Genomic DNA, 14,722 nt, shown 5'->3' with positions numbered 1-14,722 from the left:
CGCCCTTTCCGGCCACGGGCACATCCGTTGGCCGCCAAGCTACGACGAGGCATACGTGTCACACACTGCATCCCCCTCCTTGCCCAAACGCGTGGACTGGGCCGGCCTGGGCTGGCTTTTGCTGTTCTTCTGGTACTTCTCGGGCGTGACCCAGGCGTTGCTGCTGTTCAGTGGTACCACCGGGTTCGCCGGTTTTCGCGATGCATTCTTCCTCAGCAGCCTGTGGCTGGCCCCGGTACTGCTGCTACCGCGCTTCACTCGCGCCACGGCAGCGGTCATCGGCCTGGTGCTGTGGGCGGCTTCGCTGGTGGGCCTGAGCTACTTCGGTATCTATCGCCAGGAGTTCTCGCAAAGCGTCATCTTCGTGATGTTCGAGTCCAACACCGCCGAGGCCGGTGAGTACTTCAGCCAGTACTTCAGCGCCTGGCTGGGCCTGGCATTGCTGTTATACACGCTGGTGGCAGTGCTGCTGTGGAAGCGCGTACGCCCGGTCAGCCTGCCGCTGCGCAGTCGCCTGCCGGTGGTCGCCCTGCTGTTGCTGGCCAACCTGGTGTACCCGTTCTACAAGCAGATGGTAACCCAGCAGCGCAGCTTCGCCGATGCGGCAGAAAAGGTGCAGCAGCGCATGGAACCCGCCGTGCCTTGGCAACTGCTGGTCGGCTACCGCCAGTACCGCCAGCAGCTGGACAACATGCAGGAGCTGCTGGCCCAGAATGCCGCGCTGCCGCCCCTGCAGAACCTGCGTGACAGCAGCGGTGCAGCGCCACGCACGCTGGTGCTGGTGCTGGGTGAATCCACCACGCGCGAGCACATGCACCTGTACGGCTACAACCGCGACACCACGCCCAACCTCGACGCGCTGGCCGCCAGCGACAAGGGCCTGACGGTGTTCCGCAACGTGGTGTCGCCACGCCCGTACACCATCGAAGTGATGCAGCAGATCCTCACCTTCGGCGACGAGCAGAACCCGGACCGCTTCCTCACCGCCCCGTCGCTGATCAACCTGATGAAGCAGGCCGGCTACAAGACCTTCTGGATCACCAACCAGCAGACCATGACCAAGCGCAACACCATGCTGACCACCTTCTCGCAGCAGACGGACGCACCGGTGTACCTGAACAACCAGCGCAACCAGAATGCCAGGCAGTACGACGACGTGGTGCTGCCACCGTTCGAGGAGGCCCTGCAGGACCCGGCGCCGAACAAGTTCATCATCGTGCACCTGCTGGGTACGCACATGGATTATCGCTACCGCTACCCGAACGACTACGCGCATTTCAACGACCGCCAGGGGGTGCCCGGCAAGCTGACCGATGACCAGGTGGAAACCTACAATTTCTACGACAACGCGGTGCGCTACAACGACTACGTGGTGTCGAGCCTGATCAAGCGTTACTCGGCCGGCAACCCCAATGGTTTCCTGCTGTACCTGTCCGACCATGGCGAAGATGTGTACAGCTCTGGCAACCACGACCGCCTGGGGCGCAACGAAGGCGCGCCGACCCGGCCGATGTACACCATTCCCTTCCTGCTGTGGACTTCGCCCAGCTGGCAGGCCGGGCACCCCCGCGACTTGCAGGCGATGGCCGACCGCCCCTACAGCAGCTCGCACCTGATCCATACCCTGTCCGACCTGGCCGGGCTGAGTTATGACCGTTACGAACCGGCCAAGAGCCTGGTGAGCCCGCAATTCGTGGTGGCACCACGCTGGATTGGCGACCCGTACCGCAAGGATGGCCTGCGCGAGTTCGACCACCTGCCGCTGGACAAGGCCGAGCGGTTGCGGGAGACGGTCAGTAGTGGCAAGACACAGAATGCTGGACGCCTGAACTGATTGCTTGCTCAGGATGCAGAACAGCTGCCATGCCGGGCACTGCCCCGCACCGCCTCGGCCAGTTTGCGCAGGTTGGCCTGGTGAGCATTGACCAGGCTGGCGATGCTGTTGTCCGCGGGCGTCTGCAGCGAGGTACGGCAGGTCAGTTCGGCTTCGCCCGAGCGCGTCAGGCGCCATACCGCCTCCAGCGAGGCATAGCGCCCCGGCACGCTATCGAAGCGCTGCACGTCCACCCGCAGCAACGCCTTGCCGCCACCCACCGGCCCGCCCAACTGGTCCTGCAAGGCGCTGCGGAACTCATCCACCAGGTTGGCCCCCCACCACTCCGTCTCGAGGATGGCCAGGCCGCTCTGCCCCTGCCGCACCACCAACTGCGGGCGGTCCACCTGCGGCGGCACGGCCACCCTCGCCACCTGAATGCGCTGGTCACCGTCGCGCACCGGTTCGCTCGGTACCAGCGTGTGATAGTTGTTCGGGGTACTGCTGCAGCCCCACAGCACGGCCAGCAGGCCGGCGCCACACACATTGCGCAGTCGATGCATCGGCTGTCTCCTCAGGGTTCAAGGTCGGCGGCAGAGGCCGCTTTCGGCCGGCCGCGTATCAGCGACTCGGGGTGCCGGCCCAGGTAATCGGCAAGGTCACGCAGCGAACGTGACATGCGCTCCAGTTCGTCCAGGGTTTCGCCCATCCGCTCGCGCTGCGGCGAGTCCTCGGAAATGGCCGAATTGGCGGTGCGCAGGGTCTTGTGCACCTCGTCCAGCGCCACCTTCACGTCCGGCAGCGTCTGGCCATTGAACTGCTTGAGGCTGGCGCGCAACTCTCGCAGGCTGCCATCCAGGTTGTTGGCGATACTCTCCAGCGGCAGTTTGCTGATGCGCTCCACCACACGCTGCAACTGCTCCTGCAACTGCTCCAGGCTGCCGGGCAATGTGGGTATGGTGATAGGGTCTGCGGTCTTGTCGAAGGCCACCTTGGGGGCATCGGGGTAGAAGTCCAGGGAAATGAACATCTGCCCGGTGATCAGGTTGCCGCTGCGCGCCTGGGCCCGTAGGCCGTGCTCGACGAAGGTGCCGATCAGCCTCCGCGCGCCATCCATGTCGCCTTCGGCGTGCTTGAACACGGCTAGCATCTTGTGGTGCACCGGCCCCAGCCGCTGCGGGTAGATCACCGCATCGACCACCACGGGGAAGCTCTGCCGGGTGGCATCGTAGTCGAGCTTGACCGAAGTGACCCGGCCAAATTCCACACCCTTGAACTCCACCGGCGCGCCCACCGACAGGCCGCGCATGGCCTGGTCGAAGCGCAACTGCAGGTACTGCGCCTGGCCACCGGGCGGTGCCAGGGCGGTGTCGCGGTCGGCAAACAGCTGAAAGCGCGCCTGGTCGGCAGCGGGTTCGGCCTGCGGGGCGAAATCGGGCGAGCCAAAGGCCAGCCCGCCCACCAGGATGGACGACAACGATTCGGTATCGATCTTCAGGCCGTTCGCACCAATCTGCATGTCGACGCCACTGGCGTTCCAGAAGCGGGTATCGGCGGTGACGAAGCTGTCATAGGGGGCCTGCACGAACACGCCGATCTCCACGCCCTTGCCATCGCCCTGCAGGGCAAAGGACACCACCTCGCCCACCGGTATCTTGCGGTAGTAGATCGACGAGCCAATATCCAGCGACCCCAGGTCGCTGGCGGTCAGGACAAAGCGCTTGCCCTTTTCGTCGAAGGTGATCGGCGGTGGCAGCTCCAGGCCGACAAAGGACTTCTCCGGCACTTTCGACTCGCCGGAATCCGCCCCAATGAAACTGCCCGACAGCAGTGTATCCACACCGGACACACCACCCACGCCAATGCGTGGCCGCACTACCCAGAAGCGCGCCCCCTGGGTGGCGAAGGCACGGGCGTCGTTGGACAGCTGGACTTTGGCGACCACGCTCTTCTTGTCGTCGGCCAGGTCCACCGTGGTGACTTCGCCGATCACCACGCTGCGGTACTTGACCTGGGTCTTGTGCGCCACCAGCCCTTCCCCGGTGTGGAAGGAAATAGCGATGACCGGCCCCTGCTGCATCCAGTTGCGCACCACCAGCGAAGCGCCGATCAGGATCGCCAGTATCGGCACGATCCATACCAGCGACACACTCCAGCGCCGGGTGTGCACTTCAACCTGCCCCGCGCCCTCGCGCTTGTCAGTCTGTTGCACCATCAATGCGGCCTCCCTCGTTGGCACGGCTATCCCAGATCAGGCGTGGATCGAAGCTCATCGCAGAAAACATGGTCAGTACCACCACCATGCCGAAAAACAGGATGCCCACCCGCGGCTCGATGGTGCCCAGCCCACGCAGTTGGACCAGCGCCGCCACCAGCGCCACCACCATCACATCGAGCATCGACCAGTAGCCGATCAGCTCGACGAAACGGTACAGCTGCGAGCGCTGTCGGCAAGCCCAGGTGGAACCGCGCTGGGCGGTAAAAAGCAGCAGGCCGAGCGAGAAGAACTTGATGGCCGGTACACCCACGCTGGCGATGAAGATGATCAGCGCGATATCCCAGGCACCGGCCTCCCAGAACTCCAGCACGCCGCCGCCAATGGTGCTTTCGCTGCCGCTGCCGAGCATTTCGGTGCGCATCACCGGCAGCAGATTGGCTGGAATGTAGAAAACCAGGGCCGCCAGCAGAAATGCCCAGCCGCGGCTGATGGCATTGGCCTTGCGCCGATGAATGGCGGCGCCACAGCGCTCGCAGGTGTGCATGCCGCTGCCCAGTTCGCAGGCCTGACCGCAGCCATGGCACAGGCACAGGCCCAGATCATCGGCGCTGGCCGGGGTATTCATACCTGCTCCCACAAGTCGCGGATGTCCTTGCCGGCGACATGGATGATCAGCATGCTCAGCGCGGCCAGGGCCAGCAGGCCGATGCCGGGGATCACATCGAGCAGCCCCGCCAGCTTGATCACGGCCACCATCGCCCCCAGCAGGCACACCTCCAGCATGCTCCATGGCCGCAAGCTCTCCAGGCTGCGCATGCACACGGCAAAGCCGGGGGCGCGCTGGCCGGCCAGGGCGAAACTCAGCAGCCAGCACAACAGGGTAATCTGCAGTACCGGCGCGAAGATGATCGCCAAAGCCATGACCAGGGCGATGAAGGTGATACTGCCTTGGCTGAGAATCTGTACCGAGTCCCATAACGTCGCCGAGTGGGTCAGCCCTTGCATGCCGATGGTCATCACCGGGTAGAAGTTGGCGAACACCAGCAGGATGCCACCCGTCACGCTCAGGGCCAGCCGCTGCTGCACGGTCAGCGAGGTGTGCCGATACAGCACGCCGCCACAGCGCGGGCATACGGCGCGCTGGTGTTTGAGCAACGGCGCACGGTGGTACACCGTGTCGCAGTATTCACAGATGATCAGGTGCTGAGTCTGGTTCATGGCGGTTCCACAGGCAGCCTGGGTTCAGGCCGTCATATGCAGGCGAACAACATCTGATATCCGGTTTAGACCATCCCGGCAAAACTGCCATCAGGGGCAGCAAAGCCGGACTATCCTCTGAAACGGGATCCCCACTTGCTGGAGGTTTGCCATGCGTACGTTCACGTGGAGTTGCCTGCTGGTGCTGCTGTGCTCAGCATCGGCAGCCCAGGCGCAGTCGGTGGTGCCGCTCAAGGGCCAGAGCAGCCAGCAGATGCAACTGGATATCAATGACTGCAATACCGTCGCGACCAATGCCGCGAACAGTGCCGCGACCTCCAGCGCCCCCCATGTCGGTGGCCGCGTACGCGGTGCCGCCGCCGGCGCGGTTGCCGGTGCGGCAGGCGCGCAGGTGCGCGGCAACCAGCACGACGAGCTGTATGACCGGGTTGGTGACGATGCCAAGCAGCAATACCGGCAGAACCGCGCGGGCGAAGTGGCTGCCGCCGGTGCTGCGGTCGGTGGCATGCGCCAGCGTCAGGACCGCCGTCAGGACCGGCGCGGCCAGGACGAAGCGAAAGCCCAGGCTCATGCCAGTGCCTATGCCGGGTGCCTGCAAGGGCGCGGTTATCAGGTCAGCCCCTGACCGCCGGGCACGCCACGCTCCTGCATGGCGTGCCCGTTTCAGAACTTCGCCAGCTGCTCCCGGCAGAACTCCACGAACAGCTGCGCCGGCTTGGTCAGTTGCACTCGCTTCAACCAGGCTGCCGCCAGCCCTGACAGCGCTACTGGCTCGGCAATATCCAGCATGGCCAGGCGTTGCCCGTCGTAGGTGTACTCCGAGTGAGGCCGCGTTACCAGCAGCGAAAAACCGAAGCCCTGCCCGACCATGCCGCGCACCATCTCGATCGACGGTGAGCTGAAGACAATGTTGGGCGTAAGGCCCATTTCGTTGAACAGGCTGACGAAGTAGGTACGGCTGGGGGCAACGTCCAGCAGGATCATCGGCTCCGGGCACAAGTCGCGCAGCGACACCTGGGCCTGGCCAGCGAAGCGGTGGTTCTCGGGCAGCAGCACATAGGGTTTCTGCGGCGGCATCAGCGGCTCGGCCTCGATGGTGCCGTCCAGGTCATGGTCGTAGAGGAACGCCAGGTCGAAGGTACCTGCGGTCAGGCCTTGGATCAGGTCCTGCTGTTCGCCGTCGCGCAGGCGGATATCCACCCCCGGGTAACGCTGGCGAAAGCCGGCGATCAGGCGCGGAAGGTACAGCGGGGCCACGGTTTCGAAGCAGCCAATATCGATTTGCCCGGCCACGGTGTCGTTGTCGGCCAGGGCGTTCTGCTCGAATTCGTGGGCCATCTGCAGCAGCGACTTGGTCTTGGCATAGAAGCGCTTGCCGCTGGGCGTCAGTGACACACCCTGAGCGTGGTGGCGGATGAACAGCTGCACACCGAAGCTTTCCTCCAGGCCCTTGATGGCCGTGGAGATGGAAGGCTGGGCGATGTAAAGCTGGCGTGAAGCCTCGGCCACGCTGCCGGCTTCCACGGTGGTGACGAAGTACTTGAGTTGTCGCAATGTGTAGGCCGCCACGGGCACCTCTCTGACGCCGGTCTGGGCGCGCTGGGATCATGCCTGTCACTTTACCCTTGGCAGCGGCTGGTTGGGGGGCGGGTAATGAAGGATTTACCTATGGCTTGAGCAGGTTTTTACGAAGGGGGCGTCGGGCGCCCCCTTTGCTTCACTCGAAATCGATATTAGCGATTACACAGTCATCACCAATCAATTTGTACCCTGGCGCGCAGGGCATGCCGACTACGGGCCCTATACCGCGCTTGCGCCGGGACAGTGTTGCCTGCGGTTCTGCATTTTCCAGCTGTTCCTGGTCGAGAGTGTCGTCTGGCTCGTTCATGGGTTTTTCTTGCATGGGGTTCACTCCTTGGGTTGTGTGGTATTGCCCTACCGAAGCTACAGCCGCCATTGCCACCAACCCATCTGGAACTTTGACCGGAAAGAGAAATGCTGTCGGACCGCATCGTGATATTCGCAGGCGCCCGAGAGAGACCTGGCCAAACGCCCCCGATTGTCTTTACTGATACTCAACGGTTCCAGGCATAGGGCGTGCATTCATGAAGATCGTGGTCACCAGCATTCTCGTCGATGACCAGGCCAAAGCCCTGGCTTTCTACCACCATGTACTCGGTTTCGAGCCCAAGCACGATATGCCCATGGGCCGACACCGCTGGCTGACGCTGACCTCCCCCAACGACCCCAACGGCGTCGAGCTGCTGCTCGAACCCGACGCGCACCCGGCCGCCAAGGACTACAAGGCCGCACTCAAGCAGGACGGTATCCCCGCCACCTCTTTCGGCGTGCGCGACATCCAGGCCGAATACACCCGGCTGTGCGCGGCGGGCGTGCAGTTCACCCAGCCGCCTACCGCCATGGGGCCCGTCACCGTAGCCGTGTTCGATGACACCTGCGGCAACCTGATCCAGATCCTACAGAAACACTAGCAACGTTCAGGGCCCCACGGGCAGGCGCAAGGTCGCGCGCAACCCGTGGGGCGCCTGGTTGCGCAACTGCACGCTGCCGCCCAGGCGGGTCATGATGGTGCTGACGATCGACAAACCCAACCCGGCGCCATTGGTCGAGCCCTTGCTGTAGAAACGCTCGAACACCCGCTGCTGGTCCACCTCGGCAATGCCCGGCCCTTCGTCGTCGACACTGACCAGCAAGGCCTGCCCTTCGCGCTGCAGTGTCACCGTAACCCGACCGCCTGCCGGCGAATGGTCCACGGCATTGGCCACCAGGTTCTGCAAGGCGATACCCAGCAAGCCCGCGTCGGTGTGCAAGTGGTAGTCGCCTGCAGCGATGTCCAGCGAAGGCTCAAGCCCGCGCTCCAGAATCCATGGGGTCAGCTCGGCCAGGGTTTCGGCCACCACGCCCTCCAGGTCCACCCGCGGCCAGTCACGGCGGCCTGGACGCGGCTCCAGGCGGGCCAGGGTCAACAGCTGGTTGACCACCCGGGCAAGGCGGTCGACGCCGCCCATCAGGAACTGCAGGGCCTTGTCCCGCTCGGCAGCGCTGTCTGCATTGAGCGCGTTCTGCGCATGCAGGCGCAGGATGGCCAAGGGCGTACGCATCTCGTGGGCAGCGTCGGCGATGAAACGGTGTTCACGGCGCAGCAAGTCATCGATCTGCCCGAGCAGGCGGTTGATCGCCGCCTGCATCGGTTCAAGCTCCTTCGGCAGCGGCACCAACTGCAGCGGCTCCAGCGACTCGGCGTGGCGAGCGCGGATCACCCTGGCCATGTTCTGCAGCGGTTTCAGCCCCCAGCCAATGGCCGCCCACACCAGCAAGGCCAGGGCCAGGCTGCCGAAGAGGAAGGGCAACAGCGTGTGCCGCACGATGCGTTCGATCAGGTCGTCACGTACGTCGTTGCGCTCGCCCACCCAGATCACCCAGTGTTTTTCCGGCACCGGCAGGACGAAACTGCGCCAACGGCGCCCTTCCACCACCACATCGGCAAAACCTGGCACCCGCGGTGCCTGCTCCAGCTGGGGGGCGCTGGGTGTATGCACCAGCAGCCCGTTGTCGTCGGCCCACACCTGAAAGGCCAGCTTGCTCTCGTAGCGGTGCCCCACCTTGTGGTGCCCGGCCTTGCTCAAGGCCTCGTCGAAGGCGCGGTACAACTCGTCACGGCTCTGTTCCTGCACCGGCAGGCTCATGATGCCCTGCAACAGCCGAGCGTTCTGCGCCAGGTGGGCGTCGTACACCTCGTTTATTTCGTGGCGGCTGTCGTGGTAGTTGTACAGCGCCAGCAACCCGCTGCCGACCAGCAACAGCAGCATCACCCGCCACAAGGTACGTTGGCGCAGCGAGCTCATGCCTTGCGTTCCACCAGGTAGCCGATTCCGCGCACGGTGCGGATCAGGCTGTTGAACAGCTTCTTGCGCAGGTGATAGATATTCACTTCCAGGGTGTTGCTTTCCGGCTCTTCATCCCAGCCATACAGCAACTGGGTCAAGCGTTCGCGGGTGAACACCTTGCCCGGCTGGGCCAGCAGTTCGTGCAAAAGCAGGTATTCCTTGGGCGTTAGCACCACCGGCTGGCCTTGGTAGTGCACCTGCTGGCTGACCGGGTCCAGGCACACACCGGCATGCTCTATCAGCACCCGGGCGCGGCCGCTGCTGCGCCGCAGCAAGGCCCGCAAGCGGGCCTTGAGTTCGTTGAGGTCGAAGGGTTTGACCAGGTAGTCGTCGGCGCCGGCGTCCAGCCCGGCGATGCGGTCCTCGGTGGCGTCGCGGGCGGTCAGCACCAGCACCGGCAGGCTCTTCCCGGCTGCACGCAGGCGCCGCAACAACTCGATGCCATCCAGGCGCGGCAAGCCCAGGTCGAGAATGGCCAGGTCGAACTCCTCGTGGCACAGGGCATGCAGGGCGCTGGCACCATCCTGCAACCAGTCGAGGGTATAGCCCTCGCGGCGCAGGCCGTCACAGATCCCCTCCCCCAACGCGGCGTCGTCTTCTACCAGCAGCAGGCGCATGCTTAATCCTGTTTGTCCTTGATCGCTTTGAGTAAAGCATCGATTTCACCGCGCCGGCCTTGGTCGGCCAGCTCCCGCCCGGGCCGGGGCGGTGCCTGCAACGCCTTTTGCAGGGCGGCGCGGGCTTCGTCGTAGCGGTTCTGCCGGTACAGGTGGTCAGCCCAGAAGTAATTGCTGTCGATACCGTCGGGGTTGATCACCAGCGCCTGGCGCAGCATGGCCTCGGCCTTGGCCTGGTCACCGAAGCTCAGCGGCCAGCCGGGCACCTGGTCGTACAGCGCGCCCAGGCTGGTGTAGGCCGAACCTTGCAGGGCCTTGGGGTCAACGGCCAGGGCCTTTTCCAGGCTGGCGCGGGCAGCCTTGACCTTGCCCAGCGCCCCCAACCCGCCGGTGGCACCGGCCCAGCTGCTGTTGACGATGCCGTCCCAGATCAGCGGCTCGGCCGAGCCCGGCTGCTGGCGCACCAACGCCGCCGACTGTACCGCCAGGGCCTCGAACGCCCCGGCACGTTCGGCTTCGGGCAGGTTGTAGCGAATCACCGCCCAGCGCTGCTGGATGGCATTGAGTTGCTGGGTACCGTTCTGGTCGAGGGCCCAGGTGAACGGGGCGATGGCCAGCAGACTGGCCAGAATCAGACGTTTCATTTGCTCGACTCCTTGCTGTGCCAGGCACTGTAGCGACGGATCAGCGGCAGTTGCTTGCGCAAGGCGCGATCAACCACGCCCGGCAGCATGCCGTTAAGGCGCACGAAGAGTTTTTCCGGCCAGCCCAGGTACAGTTCGCTACGCTCGGCCTGTACTGCGTCGAGCACCGCCCGGGCGACATCCTGAGGGTCATCGACGCCCACCTTCAACGCCTGGTTCAGGGCCTGCGCGGCGCTACTGTTCATCGTCGTGCGGGTGGTGCGCGGTGCGGCATACAGCACGTTCACCGAGGTGTCGGCAAGCTCGCGGCGCAATGCCTCGGAGAACCCGCGCAAGGCAAACTTGCTGGCGCAGTAGGTGGCATAACCGGGGTAGCCGATGGAGCCGTAGATCGACCCCACGTTCACCACCAGTGCACTGGGCTGCGCGCGCAGCAACGGCAGGCACAGGCGGGTGAGCTGCACGGCGGCCTTGATGTTCAGGTCGAACAACTCGTCCAGGGCGGCCTCGTCCATCTGTTCGAGCAGGGCGAAGCGGTTGACCCCGGCAGCGTTGATCAACAGGTTGCAACTGCCCATGTCCCGCGCTGCCTCCAGCACTTCACGGCGGCCTTCGGCGCAGCGCAGGTCGGCCTGCTGCCAGCGCAATTGCCCGGGGTAGCGCGCCATCAGTTCGGCCAGCTTGCCCTGCTGCCGGCTGACCGCCAGTACGCGGGCCCCGGCACTGCAAAGCTGGTCCGCCAGCTCCAGGCCGATGCCACCGCTGGCGCCGGTGAGCACCGCCACGCAATCAGGCAAGCGCATGCTGTACCTCCTGCTTTGCGGCACGCGGCAGCCCTTCGAACATGGCGGTGTACAGGCGGTACACCACTTTGGCAGCGTGGATTACCGCCTGCTGGTCCTCGGGCTGGTCCAGGCGGTTCATCAGGCCACGGTAGGTGGCCATGTGGTCCTGGTCCAGGGCGCCATGGGAACTCAGGTAGCTGAACGCCTGGTCCGGCAGGCCCAGGCTGCCCTGCAGGGTACCGGCAGCCTGGGTGGCCAGGGCAATGCTGGTGCCTTCGAGCACGTTGACCATGCCGAACAGCCCGACCGGGTTGCCACGGGCAATCTGGTCGTAGAGAAAGGCCACCATCAGCTCGATAGGCAATGCCGGGCGGCCGCCCGCCACCTTGTGTGGGTCGCCACCACAGGCGGCGATGTCATCGAGAATCCAGCGCTCATGGCCGTACTCCTCCTCGATGTACTCGCACACCGCGCCGCGCAGCCACTCCAGCCGAGCCGGCAAACGGGCCCCGCAGGCCATCATCAAGGGTACGGTGTGGCGCACGTGGTGGTAAGCCTGGGTCAGAAAGGCCACATAGGCCTCGAGGCTGGCCTTGCCGGCCAGCGCGTCGCGGATGACCGGAACACTGAACAATGCCGTACGCTCGTCGGCGGTTTCCTGCTGCAGCGTATCGAAGAAAAGCATGGCAAACCTCGTGGGTCATTGAAGGTCGGATAACAAGGACTGGTAACACCGCAGGATCTGTTCGCGGCGTGGCCGGCCATTGGCGGTAAGGGTTTGCCCGGCGGCACTCAAGGGTTCGGGCAGGCGCCGCCAGGCATGCACCCGGGCATAGTCCGGCAGGCCGGCATTAGCCTGACGGATGGCCTGCTCGAGGGTGTGGTCGTCAGCCTGCGGGTCCAGCGGCCAGATCAGCGCCAGGTTGTGTGCCAGGCCTTCGCCGTGGACAAATGCCTGGGCGATCACCCCGCCCTGGGTCAGTTCGGCCTCGACCCACTCGGGGTTGACGTTGCGCCCGAAGCTGGTGCTGTACTGGTGCTTCTTGCGCCCGGCCAGGTACAGGAAGCCGTCGCTGTCGAAGTGGCCCAAGTCACCAGTCGGCAACCACGGCTCTTCGAAGGGTGGCTCGCCCAGGTAGCCGAGCAACGCCGAACCGGCCACCTGCACTTCGCCGTCCTCGGCAACGCGCACCTGCACATGCGGCAGCGGCCGCCCGACACTGCCCGCGCGGTGCGCCCCAGGGCGATTGAGGCAGACCACCGAGGCACATTCGGACAAGCCATAGCCCTCGAACACCGGCAGCCCGACGGCCTCGGCCCGGGCCAGCAGGCTCGGCGCCACCCGCGCGCCGCCTACCGCCACGAAGCGCAACGGGCCGACCCGCATCAGGCCGCGCTCGATGGCGGTGACCAACCCAAGCAGCAATTGCGGCACCAGGATCAGGCTTTCGGCACCACTCAAGGCGATGGCGCCCAGCAATTGCTTGAAGTCGACCTGGCTGGCACCGCGAAAACCCAGTTGCGCCTGCGGGTACAGGGCAATGCTCGCCCCGGCCAGCAGGGCTGCGTACAGGCCCAGGTTTTCCAACAGCACCGCCATGGGCAATACCGCCAGGTACTTGCCTGGTGCCGTGGGCCGGCTGGCGGCCTCCAGTTCAAGCGCTACCCGCAGCATGGCATCAGCGCTCAGGCATACGCCCTTGGGTGCACCGGTGCTACCGGAGGTGTAGGTAACCTTCGCGGTGCCCGGGGGCAAGGGTGCGGCCGCTGGCAGCTGCCGGCTCCAGAAGCGCTCACCGCTAGTGAAGCCGCTGGCATGCAAGTCGTCAGCGAAGGCGTCGTCGGCCAGCGCCAGTACCGCCCCGCTCTGTGCCAGGCAGTGGCGGCGCTGGGCGCTGCTGAAGAACGCCGGCAGGATGACGATGGGGCGCGCCGCGAACAGCGCCGCCAGGTCCCAGAACAGCGCCTCGGGGCCGTTTTCCAGGGCCAGGGCGAAGGTGCCCGGTGGCTGCACGCTCAACCAGGCCTGGCGCTGCTCGACCTCGTCCAGCAACTGTTGATACGTGAACGGCCCGCCAAGGCCCAGCAACGCCGGTTGCGCCCCTCGGTGGCGGGCATGCAGTTGCAACACGTCCCTGAACAGCTGGCATTCACGCGGCATGGCCGGCCTCCTGCACGCTCGCGGGCAAGCCCAGCCGCTCGAACACGCCGCCGCGGGCCAGGGCTGCATGGCCGTAGTCGATGTTGCCGACGAACACTTGCGGGTGCTGCGCGTAGTAGCTGCCCCAACTGTCGGCATCGCCGTTCAGCCGGCCAGGGTCGGCCACGGCCAACGCCGTGGGCACCAGGCCCAGGCGATGAAAGCTGTTGACCAGCGTCGCGGCACCGGTGAAGGCCACCCACTGCAAGCCGCGGGCGGCCAGCAACCAGGTCACGGCAATGATCATGATCCGCGCGCTGCCGGCGCTGAGCGCGGCCAGGTTGCCCACTTCGACCAACTGCGCACGGCTCACCGGGCTGGCCGACAGCCGGGTCACAGCCGCTTCCAGCGGTTCATCCAGGTAACGCTCGATGAAGGTCGGGCCACTGCTGGCCAGGCGTATGCCGGCAGCGGCCATCAGGCGCCCGTGGCTGTCATGCAGGCCGAGCAGTTCAGGCAGGTAGTGCTGCACATCGGCGTGGTGCGCGCAGGCAAAGCGGGCGTGAATGAACTGTTCCAGCTCGTCACGCCCCGGCGCCCCCGGGTGTTTCAGCGTCATGTAGGCAAGGCGATCGCCGTGGCTGCCGATAGCCAGTGGAAACAGGCTGGCGCTGTCTGCCTGGGTCATGGCTGTCCCCCTTTCAAGTCAGGTCCAGGGGGCAGTATCAGGGGGCAATCTGAAGCCAATCTGAAGTGCTACATTTGCCATTGCCCTCATGCGCACCAACAAGGAAAACAGATGCGCCACGAATTCAGCGAAGTGCTCAACGACCTGGTCGACTACTTTCTGCTCGGCGATATCCAGTTGCTCGAGCGCTTCAAGCAACAACATGAACTGCCCGACGACCTGGCCCATGCGTTCACCCACGGCGACAGCGGCGACCAGGCGGTGCGCGAAGGGATTGTGCTGCCACTGGCCGGGGTCGATAACCTGCCCTACCGCATCCTGTTCACCCTGGACAACCATACCCCGGCCCTGCGCGAACCCGGCAGCCGCCTCAAGCACCGCCGTAATGGCTATGTGCTGCAGGTCGAGCACGGTGCGCTGATGCTGTACACCTGGCGCATCCTGCAGCACTTCACACCCAAGACGCTGGGTGACCTGATGGCGCGCTACCAGGTACCCGGACGGCCGATCATCGAGCTGGACAATGGCTGGTATGACGTGGAGGTGCTGGCGGGTGCGCTGGTGCGGGACGGGCTGTACGAGCCGGCGTTCGAGTTCGTGTTGAAGAAGCGCTGGAGCCGGGGTGAGGCTGCCGGAGTGGATACCGGGTATGCCTTTGGCTTGCGTGGCTATTTCGACTGATGGGTTGACT

The 14,722-nt window shown here is 65.0% G+C and carries 17 protein-coding genes; 4 read left to right on the top strand and 13 right to left on the bottom strand.

From position 1 onward, the window contains the following. The first annotated feature begins 55 nt into the window (after positions 1-55). Positions 56-1,834: a phosphoethanolamine transferase CptA gene (locus tag ACK1U9_RS00375; RefSeq protein WP_108480573.1), complete on the top strand. Its 1,779-nt coding sequence runs from the start codon at positions 56-58 to the stop codon at positions 1,832-1,834. An 8-nt stretch (positions 1,835-1,842) separates the two neighbouring features. Here the strand turns inward: ACK1U9_RS00375 and ACK1U9_RS00370 are convergent, their stop codons facing one another. Genes ACK1U9_RS00370 through ACK1U9_RS00355 form a run of 4 tightly spaced genes read right to left on the bottom strand, consistent with a single transcriptional unit; the run spans position 1,843 to position 5,249 of the window. Then, entirely contained in the window at positions 1,843-2,376 is a 534-nt protein-coding gene (locus tag ACK1U9_RS00370; RefSeq protein ID WP_108480574.1) for a PqiC family protein, read from the bottom strand. Positions 2,377-2,387: 11 nt separating this feature from the next. Beyond that, positions 2,388-4,028, bottom strand: a complete 1,641-nt coding sequence (locus tag ACK1U9_RS00365) for a PqiB family protein (protein ID WP_108480575.1) — start codon at positions 4,026-4,028, stop codon at positions 2,388-2,390. After that, positions 4,012-4,656, bottom strand: coding sequence for a paraquat-inducible protein A (locus ACK1U9_RS00360; protein ID WP_046613970.1), 645 nt, complete (start codon positions 4,654-4,656; stop codon positions 4,012-4,014). The genes ACK1U9_RS00365 and ACK1U9_RS00360 overlap by 17 nt, the downstream gene beginning before the upstream one ends. Next, complete coding sequence (locus ACK1U9_RS00355) at positions 4,653-5,249, bottom strand: paraquat-inducible protein A (RefSeq protein WP_085601355.1); 597 nt, start codon at positions 5,247-5,249, stop codon at positions 4,653-4,655. Before ACK1U9_RS00355 ends, ACK1U9_RS00360 begins: the two co-directional genes overlap by 4 nt. Before the next feature lie 151 nt (positions 5,250-5,400). Between ACK1U9_RS00355 and ACK1U9_RS00350 the strand changes: the two genes are divergently transcribed. Next, positions 5,401-5,874, top strand: a complete 474-nt coding sequence (locus ACK1U9_RS00350) for a YMGG-like glycine zipper-containing protein (RefSeq protein WP_108480576.1) — start codon at positions 5,401-5,403, stop codon at positions 5,872-5,874. Between the two features lie 38 nt (positions 5,875-5,912). Here the strand turns inward: ACK1U9_RS00350 and ACK1U9_RS00345 are convergent, their stop codons facing one another. Together ACK1U9_RS00345 and ACK1U9_RS00340 are read right to left on the bottom strand one after the other, a co-directional pair. Beyond that, complete coding sequence (locus ACK1U9_RS00345; RefSeq protein ID WP_046613973.1) at positions 5,913-6,818, bottom strand: LysR family transcriptional regulator; 906 nt, start codon at positions 6,816-6,818, stop codon at positions 5,913-5,915. Between the two features lie 148 nt (positions 6,819-6,966). Beyond that, positions 6,967-7,152: a hypothetical protein gene (locus tag ACK1U9_RS00340; RefSeq protein ID WP_046613974.1), complete on the bottom strand. Its 186-nt coding sequence runs from the start codon at positions 7,150-7,152 to the stop codon at positions 6,967-6,969. 202 nt (positions 7,153-7,354) lie between these two features. Here ACK1U9_RS00340 and ACK1U9_RS00335 point away from each other — a divergent pair, with 202 nt between their 5' ends. Continuing rightward, positions 7,355-7,741 carry a VOC family protein gene (locus tag ACK1U9_RS00335; protein WP_046613975.1) on the top strand — a complete coding sequence of 129 codons (387 nt, stop codon included), beginning with the start codon at positions 7,355-7,357 and terminating at the stop codon, positions 7,739-7,741. Between the two features lie 6 nt (positions 7,742-7,747). Here ACK1U9_RS00335 and ACK1U9_RS00330 read toward each other — a convergent pair whose 3' ends face one another. Genes ACK1U9_RS00330 through ACK1U9_RS00300 form a run of 7 tightly spaced genes read right to left on the bottom strand, consistent with a single transcriptional unit; the run spans position 7,748 to position 14,031 of the window. After that, entirely contained in the window at positions 7,748-9,115 is a 1,368-nt protein-coding gene (locus ACK1U9_RS00330; protein WP_046613976.1) for a sensor histidine kinase, read from the bottom strand. Then, positions 9,112-9,774 (bottom strand): response regulator, encoded by a 663-nt coding sequence (locus ACK1U9_RS00325; protein ID WP_046613977.1) that lies wholly within the window; start codon positions 9,772-9,774, stop codon positions 9,112-9,114. Before ACK1U9_RS00325 ends, ACK1U9_RS00330 begins: the two co-directional genes overlap by 4 nt. 2 nt (positions 9,775-9,776) lie before the next feature. Continuing rightward, positions 9,777-10,418, bottom strand: a complete 642-nt coding sequence (locus tag ACK1U9_RS00320; RefSeq protein ID WP_046613978.1) for a tetratricopeptide repeat protein — start codon at positions 10,416-10,418, stop codon at positions 9,777-9,779. Further along, the gene (locus ACK1U9_RS00315; protein ID WP_046613979.1) at positions 10,415-11,221 is read right to left on the bottom strand and encodes an SDR family oxidoreductase; all 807 of its coding nucleotides are present in this window, start codon (positions 11,219-11,221) and stop codon (positions 10,415-10,417) included. The genes ACK1U9_RS00320 and ACK1U9_RS00315 overlap by 4 nt, the downstream gene beginning before the upstream one ends. Continuing rightward, the gene (locus ACK1U9_RS00310; RefSeq protein ID WP_108480577.1) at positions 11,208-11,888 is read right to left on the bottom strand and encodes a TenA family transcriptional regulator; all 681 of its coding nucleotides are present in this window, start codon (positions 11,886-11,888) and stop codon (positions 11,208-11,210) included. Before ACK1U9_RS00310 ends, ACK1U9_RS00315 begins: the two co-directional genes overlap by 14 nt. Positions 11,889-11,903: 15 nt before the next feature. Continuing rightward, complete coding sequence (locus tag ACK1U9_RS00305; protein WP_046613981.1) at positions 11,904-13,364, bottom strand: AMP-binding protein; 1,461 nt, start codon at positions 13,362-13,364, stop codon at positions 11,904-11,906. After that, positions 13,354-14,031: a thermostable hemolysin gene (locus ACK1U9_RS00300; protein ID WP_046613982.1), complete on the bottom strand. Its 678-nt coding sequence runs from the start codon at positions 14,029-14,031 to the stop codon at positions 13,354-13,356. The genes ACK1U9_RS00305 and ACK1U9_RS00300 overlap by 11 nt, the downstream gene beginning before the upstream one ends. 111 nt (positions 14,032-14,142) lie before the next feature. Between ACK1U9_RS00300 and ACK1U9_RS00295 the strand changes: the two genes are divergently transcribed. Then, positions 14,143-14,712: a hypothetical protein gene (locus ACK1U9_RS00295; protein ID WP_023662794.1), complete on the top strand. Its 570-nt coding sequence runs from the start codon at positions 14,143-14,145 to the stop codon at positions 14,710-14,712. Positions 14,713-14,722 lie beyond the last annotated feature (10 nt).

The sequence above is a fragment of the Pseudomonas sp. XP1 genome (assembly GCF_053557675.1).
Note: the sequence above shows the minus strand (reverse complement) of the source record. Positions and strands in the feature narration are given on the sequence as shown.

What these genes read in the sequence shown, in the direction of transcription:
- ACK1U9_RS00370 (WP_108480574.1), bottom strand. Translation starts at nt 2,376, where the DNA reads ATGCATCGACTGCGCAATGTGTGTGGCGCCGGCCTGCTGGCCGTGCTG.
- ACK1U9_RS00365 (WP_108480575.1), bottom strand. Translation starts at nt 4,028, where the DNA reads ATGGTGCAACAGACTGACAAGCGCGAGGGCGCGGGGCAGGTTGAAGTG.
- ACK1U9_RS00360 (WP_046613970.1), bottom strand. Translation starts at nt 4,656, where the DNA reads ATGAATACCCCGGCCAGCGCCGATGATCTGGGCCTGTGCCTGTGCCAT.
- ACK1U9_RS00355 (WP_085601355.1), bottom strand. Translation starts at nt 5,249, where the DNA reads ATGAACCAGACTCAGCACCTGATCATCTGTGAATACTGCGACACGGTG.
- ACK1U9_RS00350 (WP_108480576.1), top strand. Translation starts at nt 5,401, where the DNA reads ATGCGTACGTTCACGTGGAGTTGCCTGCTGGTGCTGCTGTGCTCAGCA.
- ACK1U9_RS00340 (WP_046613974.1), bottom strand. Translation starts at nt 7,152, where the DNA reads ATGCAAGAAAAACCCATGAACGAGCCAGACGACACTCTCGACCAGGAA.
- ACK1U9_RS00335 (WP_046613975.1), top strand. Translation starts at nt 7,355, where the DNA reads ATGAAGATCGTGGTCACCAGCATTCTCGTCGATGACCAGGCCAAAGCC.
- ACK1U9_RS00330 (WP_046613976.1), bottom strand. Translation starts at nt 9,115, where the DNA reads ATGAGCTCGCTGCGCCAACGTACCTTGTGGCGGGTGATGCTGCTGTTG.
- ACK1U9_RS00325 (WP_046613977.1), bottom strand. Translation starts at nt 9,774, where the DNA reads ATGCGCCTGCTGCTGGTAGAAGACGACGCCGCGTTGGGGGAGGGGATC.
- ACK1U9_RS00320 (WP_046613978.1), bottom strand. Translation starts at nt 10,418, where the DNA reads ATGAAACGTCTGATTCTGGCCAGTCTGCTGGCCATCGCCCCGTTCACC.
- ACK1U9_RS00315 (WP_046613979.1), bottom strand. Translation starts at nt 11,221, where the DNA reads ATGCGCTTGCCTGATTGCGTGGCGGTGCTCACCGGCGCCAGCGGTGGC.
- ACK1U9_RS00310 (WP_108480577.1), bottom strand. Translation starts at nt 11,888, where the DNA reads ATGCTTTTCTTCGATACGCTGCAGCAGGAAACCGCCGACGAGCGTACG.
- ACK1U9_RS00305 (WP_046613981.1), bottom strand. Translation starts at nt 13,364, where the DNA reads ATGCCGCGTGAATGCCAGCTGTTCAGGGACGTGTTGCAACTGCATGCC.
- ACK1U9_RS00300 (WP_046613982.1), bottom strand. Translation starts at nt 14,031, where the DNA reads ATGACCCAGGCAGACAGCGCCAGCCTGTTTCCACTGGCTATCGGCAGC.
- ACK1U9_RS00295 (WP_023662794.1), top strand. Translation starts at nt 14,143, where the DNA reads ATGCGCCACGAATTCAGCGAAGTGCTCAACGACCTGGTCGACTACTTT.